General features: G+C 53.0%; 15 protein-coding genes. 14 read left to right on the forward strand and 1 reads right to left on the reverse strand.

Going from position 1 to position 15,890, the window contains the following annotated elements; genetic code table 11:
* Positions 1 to 4 precede the first annotated feature (4 nt).
* The 13 genes from JFL75_RS20180 (at position 5) to JFL75_RS20240 (ending at position 14,194) form a co-directional block, all read left to right on the forward strand.
* The gene (locus JFL75_RS20180; protein ID WP_215628466.1) at positions 5 to 808 is read left to right on the forward strand and encodes a BtpA/SgcQ family protein; all 804 of its coding nucleotides are present in this window, start codon (positions 5 to 7) and stop codon (positions 806 to 808) included.
* A 2-nt stretch (positions 809 to 810) separates the two neighbouring features.
* Entirely contained in the window at positions 811 to 1,944 is a 1,134-nt protein-coding gene (locus JFL75_RS20185; protein WP_215628467.1) for an SIS domain-containing protein, read from the forward strand.
* A complete protein-coding gene (locus JFL75_RS20190) occupies positions 1,944 to 2,351 on the forward strand; it encodes a secondary thiamine-phosphate synthase enzyme YjbQ (protein WP_215628468.1) in 408 nt (135 codons plus the stop codon). The genes JFL75_RS20185 and JFL75_RS20190 overlap by 1 nt, the downstream gene beginning before the upstream one ends.
* A 29-nt stretch (positions 2,352 to 2,380) precedes the next feature.
* On the forward strand, positions 2,381 to 3,460 hold the full coding sequence (locus tag JFL75_RS20195; RefSeq protein WP_215628469.1) for an SIS domain-containing protein: 1,080 nt from the start codon (positions 2,381 to 2,383) through the stop codon (positions 3,458 to 3,460).
* 17 nt (positions 3,461 to 3,477) lie between these two features.
* Positions 3,478 to 4,419, forward strand: a complete 942-nt coding sequence (locus JFL75_RS20200) for a carbohydrate kinase family protein (protein WP_215628470.1) — start codon at positions 3,478 to 3,480, stop codon at positions 4,417 to 4,419.
* Positions 4,409 to 5,380 (forward strand): ABC transporter ATP-binding protein, encoded by a 972-nt coding sequence (locus JFL75_RS20205; RefSeq protein ID WP_215628471.1) that lies wholly within the window; start codon positions 4,409 to 4,411, stop codon positions 5,378 to 5,380. The genes JFL75_RS20200 and JFL75_RS20205 overlap by 11 nt, the downstream gene beginning before the upstream one ends.
* The gene (locus JFL75_RS20210) at positions 5,377 to 6,213 is read left to right on the forward strand and encodes a hypothetical protein (protein WP_215628472.1); all 837 of its coding nucleotides are present in this window, start codon (positions 5,377 to 5,379) and stop codon (positions 6,211 to 6,213) included. The genes JFL75_RS20205 and JFL75_RS20210 overlap by 4 nt, the downstream gene beginning before the upstream one ends.
* The gene (locus JFL75_RS20215) at positions 6,210 to 7,457 is read left to right on the forward strand and encodes a hypothetical protein (RefSeq protein ID WP_215628473.1); all 1,248 of its coding nucleotides are present in this window, start codon (positions 6,210 to 6,212) and stop codon (positions 7,455 to 7,457) included. Before JFL75_RS20210 ends, JFL75_RS20215 begins: the two co-directional genes overlap by 4 nt.
* A gap of 1 nt (position 7,458) precedes the next feature.
* Positions 7,459 to 8,466 carry an L-rhamnose-proton symporter family protein gene (locus JFL75_RS20220; protein WP_215628474.1) on the forward strand — a complete coding sequence of 336 codons (1,008 nt, stop codon included), beginning with the start codon at positions 7,459 to 7,461 and terminating at the stop codon, positions 8,464 to 8,466.
* Between the two features lie 352 nt (positions 8,467 to 8,818).
* Positions 8,819 to 9,853, forward strand: a complete 1,035-nt coding sequence (locus JFL75_RS20225; RefSeq protein WP_215628475.1) for a GGDEF domain-containing protein — start codon at positions 8,819 to 8,821, stop codon at positions 9,851 to 9,853.
* A gap of 188 nt (positions 9,854 to 10,041) precedes the next feature.
* Positions 10,042 to 10,533, forward strand: coding sequence for a DUF4384 domain-containing protein (locus JFL75_RS20230; RefSeq protein ID WP_215628476.1), 492 nt, complete (start codon positions 10,042 to 10,044; stop codon positions 10,531 to 10,533).
* Positions 10,505 to 12,430 (forward strand): adenylate/guanylate cyclase domain-containing protein, encoded by a 1,926-nt coding sequence (locus JFL75_RS20235; RefSeq protein WP_215628477.1) that lies wholly within the window; start codon positions 10,505 to 10,507, stop codon positions 12,428 to 12,430. The genes JFL75_RS20230 and JFL75_RS20235 overlap by 29 nt, the downstream gene beginning before the upstream one ends.
* A gap of 9 nt (positions 12,431 to 12,439) precedes the next feature.
* Positions 12,440 to 14,194: an SUMF1/EgtB/PvdO family nonheme iron enzyme gene (locus JFL75_RS20240; protein WP_215628478.1), complete on the forward strand. Its 1,755-nt coding sequence runs from the start codon at positions 12,440 to 12,442 to the stop codon at positions 14,192 to 14,194.
* Between the two features lies 1 nt (position 14,195).
* On the opposite strand, the gene JFL75_RS20245 is transcribed toward JFL75_RS20240, so the two are convergent.
* Positions 14,196 to 14,462 carry a TIGR03905 family TSCPD domain-containing protein gene (locus JFL75_RS20245; RefSeq protein WP_215628479.1) on the reverse strand — a complete coding sequence of 89 codons (267 nt, stop codon included), beginning with the start codon at positions 14,460 to 14,462 and terminating at the stop codon, positions 14,196 to 14,198.
* A gap of 301 nt (positions 14,463 to 14,763) precedes the next feature.
* On the opposite strand from JFL75_RS20245, the gene JFL75_RS20250 reads away from it, so the two are divergent.
* Positions 14,764 to 15,864: a GGDEF domain-containing protein gene (locus JFL75_RS20250; RefSeq protein ID WP_215628480.1), complete on the forward strand. Its 1,101-nt coding sequence runs from the start codon at positions 14,764 to 14,766 to the stop codon at positions 15,862 to 15,864.
* Positions 15,865 to 15,890 lie beyond the last annotated feature (26 nt).

Below are 15,890 nucleotides of genomic sequence, written 5' to 3' on the forward strand. Positions count from 1 at the left end.
TGTTATGTTTACAAACTTGCAAGGAAAGAAATATGTGGTTGGTCTGGTTCATCTGAAACCGCTGCCCGGTACACCTTTATTTAATGAGGGGGATTTTGAGCTCTCCATGGAAAAAGCGCTCAAGGATACCCAGGCCCTGCTTGACGGCGGAGCCGATGGCTGTCTGCTCCAGTCGGTGGATAAAATTTACCCTTCCACGGACGATACCGATTACGCCCGGGTATCGGCCCTGGCGGTCATTGCCCATGAAGTGCGGAAGCTGGTCGGCTCCCGGGACTTTAAGATCGGTGTTCAGCTTATGTGGAACTGCATTACCCCGTCGCTGGCCATCGCGAAGGTCTGCAAAGCCGACTTTACCCGGTGCACCGCGCTGATCGGGACGACTCCGTCTCCCTTCGGGACCATTAATGCGGACCCGCTGAAGGTTATGTCCTACCGCAGATCCATCGGGGCGGAACAGGTTGCCATGATTGCCGAAATCCAGGGATATCATTTTAAAGGGGACTACGATTCCGGCGCCATCCGCATGTACGCGAATTCCGCAAAGACCGTGGGCGCCGATGCCGTTGAGGTCATGCACAAGGATGAGGAACTCAACAACCGGATCGTCCATGATCTTAAAACCGTCAGCGGCTCGCTCCCGGTGGTCCTCGGCGGGGGAACGGATCTTTCCAATGTCACCAGCAGGATGAAGGAAGCCGATATGGCGCTGGTGGGAAGCTGTTTTGAAAACGGCAAATGGGGCGGAAACATCGATCCCAATACCGTTAAGGAATACGTCGGCCTCGTCCGGTCCATAAAGGTGTAAGTATGCGTTTGGATTATCAGCTCGCAACGGATCAGCTTTCTACATTGCAGGATCTGTATACAGAAACTTTCCCCGAGATAGACCGCAGACTCCGGAATCTCTTTACCGCCGGCGATCTGCTCAGCGTAAAAAAAGTCTATGTCGTCGGTGACGGTGATTCCTGCCACGCGGCACTGGCCTCAAAAAACGCGTTCATGCGTTTAACCAATGTCGAATACTTTGCCGTTCCCGCCATGAAATTTCTGGCCTATGAGGTGGACTGCATCCGGGACTACAGCCCGAACCAGTCCATGGTAATCGGCGTTTCAGCTTCCGGTGAATCGAAGCGGGTCGTCCAGGCCCTGCAGAGAACCCGGGAAAAGGCGCCCGATACCAGAATTGTCGCCATGGTGGGCAATCCCGAATCATCCGCCGCCAAGGCCGCCGATTCAGTATACGACATCAGTATCCCCGAACTGGGACGGGCTCCGGGCATCCGTACCTACGGCGCATCCCTGTTCGGGCTTGCGGCCTTGGCCATACGCATCGGGGAAATACAGAACAAATACCACATGAATGAGGCTAACGCCATGCGGAAGCTCATCGCCGCGCAGGGCAGTTTCATTCCTAAGATAATAGAAGACAGTAACACTGTTTCGGAAAAAATAACAAAATGGGCGAAGTCCCCGTTTTTTATGACCGCGGGCTGCGGCAGCCATTTCGGAACCGCGGCGTTTTCCGCGGCAAAGCTCATGGAAATCGCCGGGGTGTACTGCATTCCCCAGGACCTTGAGGAATGGATGCATGTGGAGCGGTTTACCTATCCCGTGGATACGCCGCTCATCGTGATAGCCCCCGGAGGCGCTTCGTTTAACCATGCCCTCAAGCTTATGGAAACCGCGAAGCAGATCGGCCATCCCGTAATCGCGGTGACGGACCAGCCGGAACACGGATCTATTGCCGCCCGCGCTGACGCGGTAATTCCGGTTTCCGGCAGCCTGGACGAACACTTCAAGCAGTTTCTGTTTTATATCCCTTCAGTCCTGATCGGAGCGGTCCTGGCTAAGGAACTGGACCGGGGAATGTTTATGTCCGGAGATGAATCGATCCGGGAACCGAGGGCCGTGATGACCCGGTATCTCAAGGAGGAAGTGTAATGTTCTATACGATAAAATTCCGGACCGATGCCCAGCACTCCTGGAAGAATTTAAATGAAGACATTAATGCGGTTCTTGCGGAAAACAGTATCGGCGACGGGATTTGCTGTGTCTTCAATCCCCATTCAACAGCGGGGCTTTTTATCAATTCCTATATGGACCCGAAAACCCCGGATGATATTTTCGATACGATAAAATCTTTGGTGCCCATGCGGGTCGATTTCCGCCACCAGTTCGATACGCCTTCGGATGCGGCGGCGCACATCAAATCGTGCCTGGTGGGAAATTCCGAGACCGTTTTTGTCGAAGAAGGCCGGCTTAAATTAGGCGGTTCCCAGGGAATCATTTTCGCGGAATTTGACGGCCCCCGGGACCGGGAAGTCTGGCTGAAAGTAATCAAAGCCTGAGCTTTAGACCATTCCTACGGAGATTTATTATGGATAGAAGGGAACCCGAATTAATCCTTGATCAGATGAAAACCTACGGAAATCTTCACCGGAAGGAACTGCCCGGGCTGCTGCTCAATCCCGGCCTTTCAAAGGATGCCGTTGATTTGAAACCTGTCCATGTCGTATACGCTATCGGAGACGGTGATTCATACTACGCGGCCCAGTCCGCGGAGTACGGATTCAAGCATATCAGCGGAACCATATACTTTCCCGTTCCGGCACTGGAATTTCTGCATTACATTCTCCCGGTATTGGGCGAGAGAAATCCAGAGACCCTTCTGGTTATCGGTATTTCCGCTTCCGGGGGATCCCCGATTGTGGTTGAGGCCATACAGGAATGCCGCAGCCGGTACCCGAAAATTAAAACCCTCGCCATCTGCGGGAAAAAGGAATCCCTCCTGGAATCATCCGCGGAATACTCCGAGGCGGTGCAGCTTGAGGAACTGGGGCGGACTCCGGGCATCCGGACGTACGCGGCTTCCCTCACGGGGCTTTTTTCGGCTGCCTGCAGTATCGGTGAGGCAAAAGGTCGCTCCGGGTCTCTGTCGAGAAAATCAATTGCGGCGTTTATAGCAGAAAACGCGGAGGGCGCCGAAAAGACCATTGAGAATACGATCAGGATGGGTCCGGCCCTGGCGGATATTGCCGGCGGCAGCTTCATAGGATGCGTCGGAAGCGGGCCCGACCAGGGAACGGCCCTGTTCAGCAGCGCCAAGATTGTTGAGGGCAGCGGGGTAACCGCCGCCGGGCAGGATCTTGAGGAATGGAACCATGTGGAGAGTTTCGCCTATCCCCTGGATTCGGCGCTGATTATTTTCGCCAACCCCGGGCCGGCTTTTAAACGGGCCGCGACCCTGATTTCCGCGGCCAAGGCTCTGGGGCACAGGATCATCGCGGTAGTTCCCGGAGAAATCCATGACTTCGATGCTTCGGCGGATGCGGTGGTACCTGTCTTTGGCATTTTTAACGAACTGCTCGCGCCCTTAACCCAGTATATTCCCGGGACCGTCCTGGCGTATTACCTTGCGAAAAAACACGGCCGGGCCATGTTTATGTCGGACCGTTAGTCCCGAAGGATGCTGCCATGATCGACTATGTTATTTACGGGAAGATTATAATCGATAATATCGGCCTTCTGGACGGTACCATAATCCGTGACCAGCTCGGCGGCGGGGGACCCCAGGGGGCGTTCGGCGCCCGGGTCTGGAGCGATTCCGTGGGCCTTGTGACCAGGGTCGGCAATACATTCCCCGAAACCGCGCGGAACAGCCTGAACCGCCTCAGGATCAACACCGACGGTCTCGCGGTCTATCCCGACCTCGAGACGCTTTACGGTATCATGATGTACGATGAAAATGATTACCTCAATGTAAAGGACCGGGATACCTACGCGGAACTGAATAAACTCCACTTTAACCTGGAACAGCTTCTGGAAAGAAATATTGTCCTTCCGGAGTCATACCGGAATCCCAAAGCCATCCATCTGATTACCGAATTTACCAGCGAGGATATGGTCCGCCAGGCCCTGGAAATAAAGAAGAAAGGATCGGTATTTTCTCTGGAGCCGCTGATTGACTACCGGGAATGGAAAAACAAAGATGAAATAACCGAATTCCTGCATCAGGTTGACGTGGTCTCCCCGGATTGGCCTTCCGCGAGCGGACTGGCCGGAAGCAGTGATCCCAAGGAAGTTCTTACCTGGTGGTCCAAAAAAGGCGCTGCCTGCGTATCCGTCAGAAACGGCCGGCAGGGGTCCTATGTCTGGGACCGGGATCACGATACCATGTGGCACGTTCCCATCATTGACGCCCCCAGGGTCGATCCCACCGGCTGCGGCAACAGTTACGCCGGGGGATTCTGTGTGGGATGGGAGAAGCACCGGGACGCGAAGATCGCCGGAGCCATGGGTACGGTCTCCGCGACCTTTATGATCGAGACACCCGGTATCGCGGCGGTCGAGGACAGTACCCAGGCCGAAGCAACCCGGTATCTTGATGCATTAATGGATACTATCCGTGAACTCTGATACCCGGGAGCTTATTGCCTTTTCGGAGGTAACAAAACAATTCCACAAGCGGCAGGTGCTTAATCCGGTGACCTTTACCCTGAGCAGGGGAAAGAGTCTCGCTATCCTCGGGCCCAACGGCGCGGGCAAGACAACCCTTATCCGGCTTATGCTTGGCGTGATTCCCCAAAGCAGCGGCCAGGTCGCCGTCTTCGGCGCTCCCATTGAACCGTCATCCTTTGAATCGAAAAAAAAAATAGGCGTGGTTATTGAGGAACAGACTTTTTTTCTGGATATGACCGCCTGGGAGTACCTCCGGTTTTTTGGGGAACTTTACCAGGTCGGCGATATCCAAAACCGGGCCGGCGCGCTGCTCCGGTACATGGAACTGTACGATTCCCGGTCAAAAAAAATCCGGGAATATTCCACGGGGATGAAAAAAAAGCTGAATATTATCCAGGCGGTTCTCCATAAACCTGAGATCCTGATATTCGACGAGCCTTTTTCCGGCCTCGATCCCCAGGGGATTTACCTGACCGTAAACCTGCTCAAGGAAATGAAAAAATCCGGTTCTACCCTTATTATCTGTTCCCATATTCTTTCGGAAATTGACGATCTGGTGGATGATCTCCTGATTATCAACTCCGGTGATGTTAAGGCATACGGCAGCAAAACAGATCTGTGGCGGAAATCTGACGGAGGATATTCCCTGGACATTCTATTAATAGAAGAAAATACCCCGGGAATTGAACGCCTGGGGAATCTCAGCGGAGTTGTTTCCTGGGAGAAACAGGGACAATGCCGGTACCGTCTGTCCGTCGCCGGAGATGAGCGGAACCGCAGGGCCATAGCCGAAGCAATTGTTGCTTCCGGCCTTCTGGTTGCGGGGATAACCTATTCAGAACCATCCGTCGCGATGGTCTATTCGAAAATCATGGAATCCGCCGGGCTGCCCCAGGAACCGGGAGGTCCTGTATTTTGAACAGTGATAAACAATTCAGAAGCAATACTATTAAGGTTCTGACAAAATATTTTATCCGGAACATTGCTTTCCGTTTCGAAAGCTGGTTTCTCTTTGTCTCGGTGCTGCTCATATTCTCCGGTTTTACAATCAATGCGCTGCGTTCCGTCGCGAAGGATATGTTCATAGTGACTTCCAATATTTATGAGCAGCCGATTTTCGCGGGGGTTCTGTTTGTCTGCGTTTTTTCATCCTTTCTCCAGATGCTCCACATATCCAGGGATATCGACAGCAGGATCTACGAGTCTTATCTGTACGGACCCGTGGACGAATCCTCATACATTATAAGTATTTTCGTATCCTACAGCCTGATGAACTGTGTCGCGGTTTTTGTGCTGCCTCTGCTGTGGATTACCGCGGTTTATCTGTTGGCCGGTATTCCCGTTACCGCCGCCGCGGTGCTGCAGATCCTTATCGGATACGTTCTGTCGAATTTGATACTGACCATTGCCATGTGCATCGGCGCTTTGGCGAAAAAATCGAAACTCGCTCTTTGGTACCTGCTCCTGTTCCATGTGGTCTGCATAGGAATAATCCTCGGGAATACGGTTATTTCCACATACCTGGTTCCCGTAAAACGGACCGATGTGGATGTTTTCTCCTTCTTCAGGGTGGTGTCCCAGTCATTGTACGATGCCTCGGTGTATTTCTCTCCGTATACGCAGTTTTATATTCTGCAGAAGAATTTCAGCTATGGAATTCTTCCGGTGGTTCTTATCTGCGCTGCCTTTGCCGCGGGGCAGGTGCTTTTCGGGTTTCTCAGCAGATGGCTGTTTAAAAGGAGCGTACTATGAAAAACCGGACTGCCGCCGTTCTGCTGCTGTTGGCCGGTTTCCTTGCCTACGCCCAGGATGAGAAATTCGACACCATCTACGCAATCAACTTTTTTGACGGTATCGCATACAACAGCACTATTGTACCGGAAAACGCCGGGGAGATTTTTATCCAGGCGGACCGGATGAACGCCTTTGTCGTCCGGGAGACTTCCCTGTATTACTGGCCCCTTACCAGTGAGTACAAAGCCGACTGGGCCGCCAGGAACATTCCGCTCCGGGGAACCCTCTGCGTAAAGGACAGCGGCGGACGGATACACCGCATCGAGGCCCAGCGGTATGTGATCCAGTACGATATGAATGACATTGCCGGCACCATCGGTATTTACTGGGGTTCCGATGCCGACCGGAAACACCGGGAGTTTACGGCGGCCCAGCGGCGGTATTCGGAGGCGGTATACGCCTACAACGCGGCGGCCCGGGATTATGACCGGAAGATTTCCGAGTATCTCCGGAATCCGCCCGCTGATCCCGGGGAATTTCCCGAAGTCCCCCTTCCGCCGAAGGATTTTACCGTTATGTCCACGGATGTAAACATAGGGTTTCCCGTGGAGTTCCCCGCGGGGAAATACCGTATGTATTTTGAGGACCCCGACGGCCGGGAAGTCCCGGGAACCCGGAAGCGTCTCAGGGTATTTAGCCCCAGGGAACGGATCGGGGGCTTCCGGGTTTTTGAGGAAGGCCGGTGGTCCGTACCTTCGGATTTTCCCGACAGTACCATGACGCTGTTTACGCTCCCGGGGAGCAGTCTGTACCTGCAGCCCTACGATTACCTCCATTTCGACGGCCATTCCTACAACCTGATGATGAATCCCCAGAACCGGTACAGCCGGAACGCCTTTTCAATCTGGGTTCCCGTGGCGCTCAACCCGTCGGTTACAACAATGACCCTGGGAACCGAGACCATGGAGCTCCGGGGATATAAGGTTAACCAGATAGCGGGAAGCAAGCTGGGGTATGTAATCAATCCCCTGGAACTGGGCCACGCGGAAAGTACCTTTTCCGGATTTTCCCTCACCATTCCCCAATCATTTGAAGGAAAAACCTATTCCTTAGGCGGGACCAGTACCCTGTCGGTTCTGCGGATTTTCGGGGGAATGGAATTCATGCTTATAGTTATTTCGATTATTCCCCTTGCGGGTTTTGCCGCTGTTACGGTATACCGCCGCCGGAAAGAACGCAGTTTCAAACAAAAGGAGATATAATATGAACTTTGCGCCTCTTGTACCTCAGCCCGCGGCCATTTTCATGGCATTGCTTGCCGCTTCGATGTGGGGTTCCTGGTTTATCTCCCTGAAGCACCTAGGGGAATATCCGCTGGATGCCTTTTATATGACCTTATTTACCACATCCCTTATTTTTGTGTGGTCCGTGGGCCTCATAATTGACCGGTCCGGAATATTTGCCAATATCCGGGAACTGTGGCTGATTAACCCGTCAAAGATCCTTATCGTTCTGCTCGGCGGTGTGATGTACGTTATCGGGATGAGCATCCAGCTGAAGGTCATGACCCTCATCGGGCTGACCCTTTCACAGCCCATGCAGGCGTCGATCAACTTTGTTGTCGGCACGGCGATCACCACCGGTATCGGAGGCCGCCCGGAGGGGCTGTCCATGGGCAGGGTAGGGCTTTCGGTCTTTTTTCTCCTGGCCGCGGTTTTTTTTGTTTTCTTCGCGGAACGGTGCAAGTCCGCATCCCAGCGGGAAAAGAATATCGATACGGGGCTGAGCAAGGACAAAAGCGTCATGAAAAAAGCGGTGATGCTCATAGCCCTGGGTTCCCTGTTCAGTCCCGGATATACCCTGGCCCTTTCCTATGGCTTAAAAACCATAACCCAGCCGGTGGGCATGGCGGTGCTGCCCTTTATGTGCATGCTCTGTACCGGGGCATTTATCGGCGCGCTCCTGACCAGCGGTATACGCCTGACCCGCCGCAGACAGTGGCATCTCATTTGGAAGGCTCCGTTCAAAATCCATAAATTCGGGATTATCTCAGGGCTGTTCCATTACGGCGGCAATATCATCCATACATTCGCCACGGGAGCCCTCAGTTCCGCCGTAAGCTGGCCCCTGGGACTGACTTCCGGTGTCTGGACCCAGCTTTGGGGTATAAAATACGGTGAATTCAAAGGGGCACCGAAGCGGGCGTATGTTTTCCAGTTCTGCAGTTTTGCCTGCTATATTCTGGGAGCGTTCTTTATAGTATTCAGGTAATCCCTACAGTAAAAACATAGCCGTCTCTGTAACCGTGCGGTACACACCACGGAATGGATTATTTTAAGAAATCCTTAAAATAATACAAAAGGGGCTTCTATATAAGCTAATTTATTGGTACTCTGATACTATCATCCGGCGGGGGACCGGCTGTTAAGTAATAATGCCGAATTTGTTTAAAAATGGGGGAATTATGAATAGAAACGGCTTTTTTTCGTGTATAAATAAGAAATCCGCAGTGCCGATATTATAATGAAGGAATTTGATTCATTTTAAGGCATCCATGAGATTTGATAATTTAATTAAACAGCTTAAACGGATATTAAACCTCCCGCATTCTTCAGACGCCAGTGTGAATGAAAATGATCTTACCTTATATATAATCCTTGGTTCTGCCCTCCTTTTTGCCTTTCTTGTCCATGTAGGGCTGCTGGTTTTTTCAATTTTCATGGGAATTCCGGCGCTCATTATCCATAATAGTATCAGCATCGTCTCTTACGGCGTTGCTTTTTATCTGCTCCGGGAGAAACATCCCACCGTGGCCGGAATTATCCTTTCCGCGGAAGTTCTGACCTATGGTCTCGCATCGGTTTTCTGGTTCGGAATAGAAAATTATATCCTGTTTTACTTTCTGATGGTTCTGGTTATGCAGATAATCATTCCCTATGCCAAACCGTATATCCGGGCTTCCATTGGAGCGGGGATAGGGCTTATCCTGGCGGCGCTGCTTATTGTCTGCCCCCATGTTGACCCTGTTTTTTCTCTTGGGCGGTTCGCGGTCCCGCTGATGTATTTCAATATTGTTGTGGGATTTGCCGGCATTTCGGTGGAACTGCTGATCGGGAATTTCATAAAGAAAATAATGGAGAACCTGCAGCAGAAGCAGATAGAAACCCTGGAATCCCATGCCTACACCGACTCGCTCACCGGGTTGTTCAACCGGCATTATTCGGAACAGTTTTTTAAGCAGCTCCGCGAAAAAGCCCATGAATCGGGGCCCTATTGTGTAGCCATGCTCGATATTGACGACTTCAAAAAGATCAATGATACCCACGGACACGGGGTAGGGGACAAGGTTCTGATTGATCTGTCCGCCATAATTCAGCGGGAACTCCGGAAAACCGATACCATAATCCGCTGGGGCGGTGAGGAATTCCTCATTATTCTCAATGATGTGGATCTTAAGACCGCCCGGTCTATTCTGGATAAGCTGCGCCTCAGCATCGCCGACCATGTGCTGAAAGTGTACCCCCTGCAGATAAAGTTTACCGTCACCATGGGTGTCACGAAGCTTGATCTGCATAATATTGATGCCAGTATTGTCCGCTGTGACAAATACCTGTACAAGGGCAAAAAAAGCGGCAAAAACAAGGTCGTTTTCAGCTGACCGCCGTTTTTTCCTGGGTTGGTTTTTATTTATACCGGCAAACTATCCTATTCCGCTGAAATACTGTATAATTCCTGCAATCCAGGCAGGTTTGTATGATGAAGGCAAAACCATTATTTATTTGTCTCCTCTCGTTTTTTTGGGTATACCCCATCTCTTCCGAGCCGCTGCAGCCGTTTACGTGGAGAATGGCCCTTCTCAGGGAACCCGGCGGCGAGTCCATCCCCGTAACCCGTGCCGTACAGCTCAGTACGGAGGATGAGTTTTCCCTGGTTCTCCAGTCTGAATCGGATTGTTATTGCTACATTATCTATCAGGGATCGGACGGGGCGGTAATCGTTATCCATGCAGGCCGGCTCAGCGCCGGCAGGATGCTCCGGACCGGACCGGTCGCCCTGATCCCGCCGCCCGGGACCGAAACCTTCTATTTAATACTGCTAAACGAAGATGATCCGGGATTGTCCGGGGCGGTGGCCGCTTTTGAAAAAGACGGATCCCGCAGAAATGCCCGCAATGTACTGAATGAGGTGATGCGCCTGAGAAGCGCCGCGTCGCCGCTGGCGGAAAATCCCGACAAGCCGGTACTCATGGGCGGTTCATCCAGGAGCCTCACGCCGCCTGAGGGGGTTGAATATTCCGGGGCCACTTCCTATGTCAAAACAATCCTCATCCGCCATTAAGCGGCTTGCCGCTCCGGTTCCGGCCGTTCTCCTTGGCCTGGCTGTGTTCACGCTGTTATGGGTTTCGGGGTTCTGCGCTTTTCTGGACCGGAGTCTGTTTGACTATGTTTTATCCCGGAAAATAGCGAAATCGCCGGAACCGCTCAATCCCGCCATTGTATCGGTTGACCTCAGTGACCGGACCGAGGAACTCCTGGGCGCTTCTCTGGACAGCCGGTCCGCGTTTTCCGATCTTCTGGATGTGCTGTCCGAGACGCATACCGCGACCGCCCTGGATTTTCTCTTCCGCGGAAGCAGGGAAGCCGATGAAGCCTTCACGGAATCGGCCCGGGGCGTGAGAAATCTCGTAATCGCCGTGACCCCGGTCCCCGCGGCCTGGGAAAACTATCCCTACCGGGAATTGGATCATGAGGAAGAGCGTATCCTCGGACGGCACCTCTGGAATATAAAAGCCGAAAACGCCGAGAGGGTCCCCGAAGCCCGGACCTTTCTGATGCCTCTCCCCGCGCTGGCGGATGCCGCCGTCCAGCTTGCCCATATCGGGATAACCCCGGACAGCGACGGTATATACCGGAGAACGCCGCTTTTGTATAAATGGCGCGGCGGCTATATTCCCTCCCTGTCTCTGGCCATGGCGGTTCTTGAACTGGGAATCGATCCAGACGCGATAGAATTGTACGGCGGATCCCGGCTCATCCTGCCTCTGGGAGACGGTGAGGCCATAACCATTCCCGTGGATCATACCGGAGCCGCGGTAATTCCCTTTTCGATTAATTGGACCGATGATCCCCGGAGGATTTCCTTCCAGTCCGTGGTCAGGGCAAAAACCGACAGCGCCTATATGGATGAAGTGTTTAACCTCCTCGGGTCCGGGATAGTCTTAGCGGCGGATACGAGCAGCTCGAAAAAAGATTTCGGGCCGGTTCCCTTTGAGGCGGTCTATCCTCTGTCGGGTATCCACAGCGCGGTTTTGAGCGCAATACTGAACGGGCGGTTTCCGGGGGAGGCTTCCCGGGCGCTGAAGGCCTGCGCCGTAATTTTGGTGCTGATCCTCAGTGTATGGTTCATATATCTGAAGCGGAATCTGTTTTTTCACGGTGCTTTCCTGGGACTTTTTACGGTTCACAGTCTGGCTGTTTTCATCTGCTGGAACCGGATGGGTACGGTCCCATGGTTTGCCGTTCCGTTTTTCCTGTTTTTCCTGATCTGGCTCTTTGAGTTTATCCGGCGTCTCGGGGTCCAGTACACCGAACAGCTGCTCCTGAAAAACGCCCTGTCCCGTTACTTTCCCCGGTCCCTGGCCCAGCGAATCCTGGCGGAGGGAAAAACCGATCTGGCGCCCGCCCACAAAGAGGTAACCATCCTGTTTTCCGACATTTCCGGGTTCACCAAATGGAGCTCCGACAAAAACCCGGAACATGTCCATTCTTTCCTGAGCGAATACCTGGAATCCATGGCCCGGATACTGTTTGACTATGGCGGCACGGTGGACAAATTCATGGGAGACGGTATCCTGGCGTTTTTCGGGGATCCCTTTGAACAGCCCGACCACGCGGAGCGGTGTGTCGGCGCCGCCCTGGCCATGCAGAAAAAGGTCCGGGAACTGGCGGCGGAATGGAACCTCAGGGGAAGGATGGATCTGAAAGTCCGGATCGGTATCAATACCGGGAAGGTCATCGCGGGAAACCTGGGTACCGCGGCCCGGATAGAATATACGGTAATCGGAGCGGCGGTTAATCTTGCCCAGCGCATGGAAAGCAACGCCCCCGCAGGGGGAATCCTTGTCGCCCGGGATACCTGGCTTAAGGTCCGTTCCCGGTACAGCTTTGGCGGCAGGCGGGCGGTAACCGCAAAGGGCTACGATGAGCCTGTGGAAGCCTACGAATTGGTGTTATAATTGAATTATATGGTAAAGCAGTTTTCAGTCCGTATACTATCGATATTTTTTTTATATCTTGCCGGAACCGCCGGGATTTTCGCCCAGGACCGGGGTATTTCTTTTTCCGGCCAGCGGCCCGGGGAGCCTCAGCCTGTCCTGGGAAAACAGTACGCCCTTTTTATCGCTATTGACGGATACCAGCATTGGCCCGCTTTGCGGAACCCTGTTTCCGATGCCAGGGACATCCGGGATATCCTGGTCGGTGATTATTATATAGACGAAGTTATTGAACTGTATGACCGGGACGCGACAAAGGAAAACATCATCAGGACATTCACCTCCCTGCAGGAACGGCTGTCCGTCCATGATTCGCTGTTTGTGTATTTTGCCGGCCACGGCCACCTCGACAGCGCGTCGGGGGCCGGTTTCTGGATTCCTTCTGACGCCGGAACCGACCGCTTCGCCCAAAGCAACTGGCTCCCGAACAGCCAGATCCGGGGGTATATTTCACGCTTGAAAAGCATCCATGTTTTTCTCGTATCGGACGCGTGTTTTGCCGGGGATATCCTGGATACCAGCCGGTCCCTGCCGGAACGGATCGGCAGCGATTATTACCGGAGGTCCTATTCTCTGGTCAGCCGCCAGGTCCTGACCTCCGGTTCCATTGAAACCGTTCCCGATGAGTCGGAATTCGCCGGTGCCCTGAAGATGTGCCTCAGGAAAAATACGAAACCGCTGATCGATCCTATTGAAATATACAACGAGGTGCGGCTTTCCGTGGCTGCCTCTACGCCCCTCTACGGAACCCTTAAACAGGCAAACCACCAGGATGGGGCGACGTTCCTGTTTTTCCGGCGGGACGGTACGTCCCCCGCGGTGGTCCTTTCCGGCGCGCCGGCGCCTGAACGGGGCGCCCCGGCACCGGTGCCGGAAACCGTAAAACCCGAAGCCATGGTCCGGATTCCCGGCGGCCGGTTCGTTATGGGAAGCCCCGGTGAAGAATCGGGCCGCTATGACGATGAGCGGCTTGTCGATATGGAGCTGGACCCCTTTTACATGGCCCCGAAGCCGGTGACCGTAGGGGAATTCAGGAAATTCACGGAAGCCACGGGGTATAAAACCGCGGCGGAGATTGCCGGCGGCGGGGTAATTCTTGACGGAACCCGGTGGCGGATGGCCGAAGATGTTTCCTGGGACCGTCCCTTCTTTGATCAGTCTGAAGAAAACCCCGTGGTACTGGTGAACTGGTTCGACGCGGCGGCGTACTGCAACTGGAAGAGCGAACGGGACGGACTCACCCCGGCGTATTATATCAACGGCGGTACCGTTGTCTGGAACCGCGGTGCCGACGGCTACCGGCTCCCTACCGAGGCCGAATGGGAATACGCCTGCAGGGCCGGGACGGATACTCCCTTTTATACGGGAAAATCAATCAGCACGGATCAGGCTAATTACGACGGTAATTTCCCTCCGGAGGGCGATTCCAAGGGGCTGTTCAGGAAAAAAACAACCCCCGCTGAGAGTTTCCTCCCAAACCAGTGGGGGTTATACGGCATGCACGGCAATATTTGGGAGTGGTGCTGGGACTGGTACGGGCCGTATCCGTCTATATCGCTTGTTAAGCGGGGATATTCCGGGCCGCCGTCCGGGGACCGCCGGGTCAGCCGCGGCGGAGGCTGGCTCAGTACGGGAGCTAACCTCCGGTCAGCCAGCAGGAATTACATGGAACCTTCCTACCGCGCCGCGGATACAGGGTTCCGGCTCGTCAGATCGGGGCAGTAATTCAGCAGAGAACCTCCGCGGAAACCGTCTTCGCGACTTTTTCAACCGCCCTGGCAAGCTGATCCGAACAGGATGTTCCCCGTTCCTTGCATTGTATGCCTTTAAGCTTGCCGATAAGTTCCCGGACCGGCATACCTTCCACCAGCGCAGAGATAGCTTTGAGATTGCCGTTGCATCCGTTTTCAAAGGAAACCGAATAAACCCGGCCGTCCCTGACGGTAAAATTGATTTTTGTCGAACAGGTTCCTTCAGTCGAAAAGCTGTACATACTATCTCCGTAAAAATGGTTCCATAGGCCAGTCTGTTTGGCCGGCCGTATTTCCCGCAGTATATACCCAATCGGCGGATTATGAAATAGCCGGAACGCTGCGTCCGGGGGTGTTTACGCCGTTCCGTGCTTCTTCCTGCGGCTATGTTGTTTTTTTTCAAAAAAACTGATATATCTACTATTAGAAATTCATTTAAAGGGTGCTGGGATCTCCGGAGGGCGGTTTTGCAGTAAAACGCGCGCCCGGATGGGGTTTCCCGATTTAATAATCCAATAGTAAAAACAGGGGCCTTCCGGCAGAATGAATACCAATTCCGTCAGAATAAACAGAATATGTGAATTTGAAAATAAAAAGCTGGAACACCATTACCTGGAGGAATACGGGAACAGGACAAAAAAAATCCTCCGTATTATGGTCCTGGTATCCGGAAGCGCCTACTTCGCCATAGTCCTCTTCGATTTTTTTTACCTCGGTGATTTTTACAAAGTCCTCCCGAGCCTGGTCAGCAGATCCGCGATTCTTCTCTGTTCGGCTGCGCTTTTTTCCGTAGCAAACCGGGTAAAGAGTTTTAACCGTTATGCCTTCCTCCTTACCGTATACGAGGCGCTTCTCTATGTTTCTTACATGGGAATTTTATATGAACAGCGCGCCCAGGGGTTTATGCAGCAGGCCATGGCCCTGATTGTGGTTATCCTTCTGATTTTCGCGGTTCCGAACCGGTGGATCTACTGTGTGGTGTGTTCCCTTTTTACGGTGGGGCTCTTCTTTTTCCTGACCCCCCGGTATATTGAAAACCTCAAGCTTTACCAGCAGATAGAGGCCCTGATTTACCTCATCATCGTTCTGTGTCTTGCGGCAATTTTTATTTTCCGGTCCAATTATTTTCAGCGCATACAGTTTGTCAAGGAAAGCCAGCTGGAGATATTGTCCGTAACGGATAAGCTCACCAGAATATACAACCGCAGCAAATTTGACGAGTCCCTGGAAGAATGGTTCGCCCTGGCCCAGAACAGCAGTATCCCTTTTTCCGTAATAATGTTTGACCTGGATAATTTTAAAAAATTGAATGATACCTACGGCCATCTCAAGGGCGACGAAGTCCTTGTGGCGTGTTCGGAACTGGTTAAAGCCAGCATGCGGGCCAAAGATATTTTTGCCCGCTGGGGAGGGGAGGAGTTTATGATACTGCTGCCCCTCACGAAACTGAAAAACGCCGCCGACCTCGCGGAACGGCTTCGTTCAAAGATTGAAGAAATGGTCCTTGACGGGGAAATCTCCGTGACCGCCAGCTTCGGCGTCGCGGAATTCACCCCCGCTGAATCGATGGAAGATTTTCTGTGCCGTCTTGACTCCCTGATGTACAAAGCAAAAAAAAGCGGAAAAAACCGGGTTCTTTGGTAGTCTGTGTGCAAAATTCATTAAAAGTA

The sequence above is a fragment of the Breznakiella homolactica genome, from assembly GCF_016616095.2.
GTDB lineage: Bacteria > Spirochaetota > Spirochaetia > Treponematales > Breznakiellaceae > Breznakiella > Breznakiella homolactica.

Coding starts and splice junctions, on each gene's coding strand:
- JFL75_RS20180 (WP_215628466.1), top strand. CDS start 5: ATGTTTACAAACTTGCAAGGAAAGAAATATGTGGTTGGTCTGGTTCAT.
- JFL75_RS20185 (WP_215628467.1), top strand. CDS start 811: ATGCGTTTGGATTATCAGCTCGCAACGGATCAGCTTTCTACATTGCAG.
- JFL75_RS20190 (WP_215628468.1), top strand. CDS start 1,944: ATGTTCTATACGATAAAATTCCGGACCGATGCCCAGCACTCCTGGAAG.
- JFL75_RS20195 (WP_215628469.1), top strand. CDS start 2,381: ATGGATAGAAGGGAACCCGAATTAATCCTTGATCAGATGAAAACCTAC.
- JFL75_RS20200 (WP_215628470.1), top strand. CDS start 3,478: ATGATCGACTATGTTATTTACGGGAAGATTATAATCGATAATATCGGC.
- JFL75_RS20215 (WP_215628473.1), top strand. CDS start 6,210: ATGAAAAACCGGACTGCCGCCGTTCTGCTGCTGTTGGCCGGTTTCCTT.
- JFL75_RS20220 (WP_215628474.1), top strand. CDS start 7,459: ATGAACTTTGCGCCTCTTGTACCTCAGCCCGCGGCCATTTTCATGGCA.
- JFL75_RS20230 (WP_215628476.1), top strand. CDS start 10,042: ATGGCCCTTCTCAGGGAACCCGGCGGCGAGTCCATCCCCGTAACCCGT.
- JFL75_RS20235 (WP_215628477.1), top strand. CDS start 10,505: ATGTCAAAACAATCCTCATCCGCCATTAAGCGGCTTGCCGCTCCGGTT.
- JFL75_RS20240 (WP_215628478.1), top strand. CDS start 12,440: ATGGTAAAGCAGTTTTCAGTCCGTATACTATCGATATTTTTTTTATAT.
- JFL75_RS20245 (WP_215628479.1), bottom strand. CDS start 14,462: ATGTACAGCTTTTCGACTGAAGGAACCTGTTCGACAAAAATCAATTTT.
- JFL75_RS20250 (WP_215628480.1), top strand. CDS start 14,764: ATGAATACCAATTCCGTCAGAATAAACAGAATATGTGAATTTGAAAAT.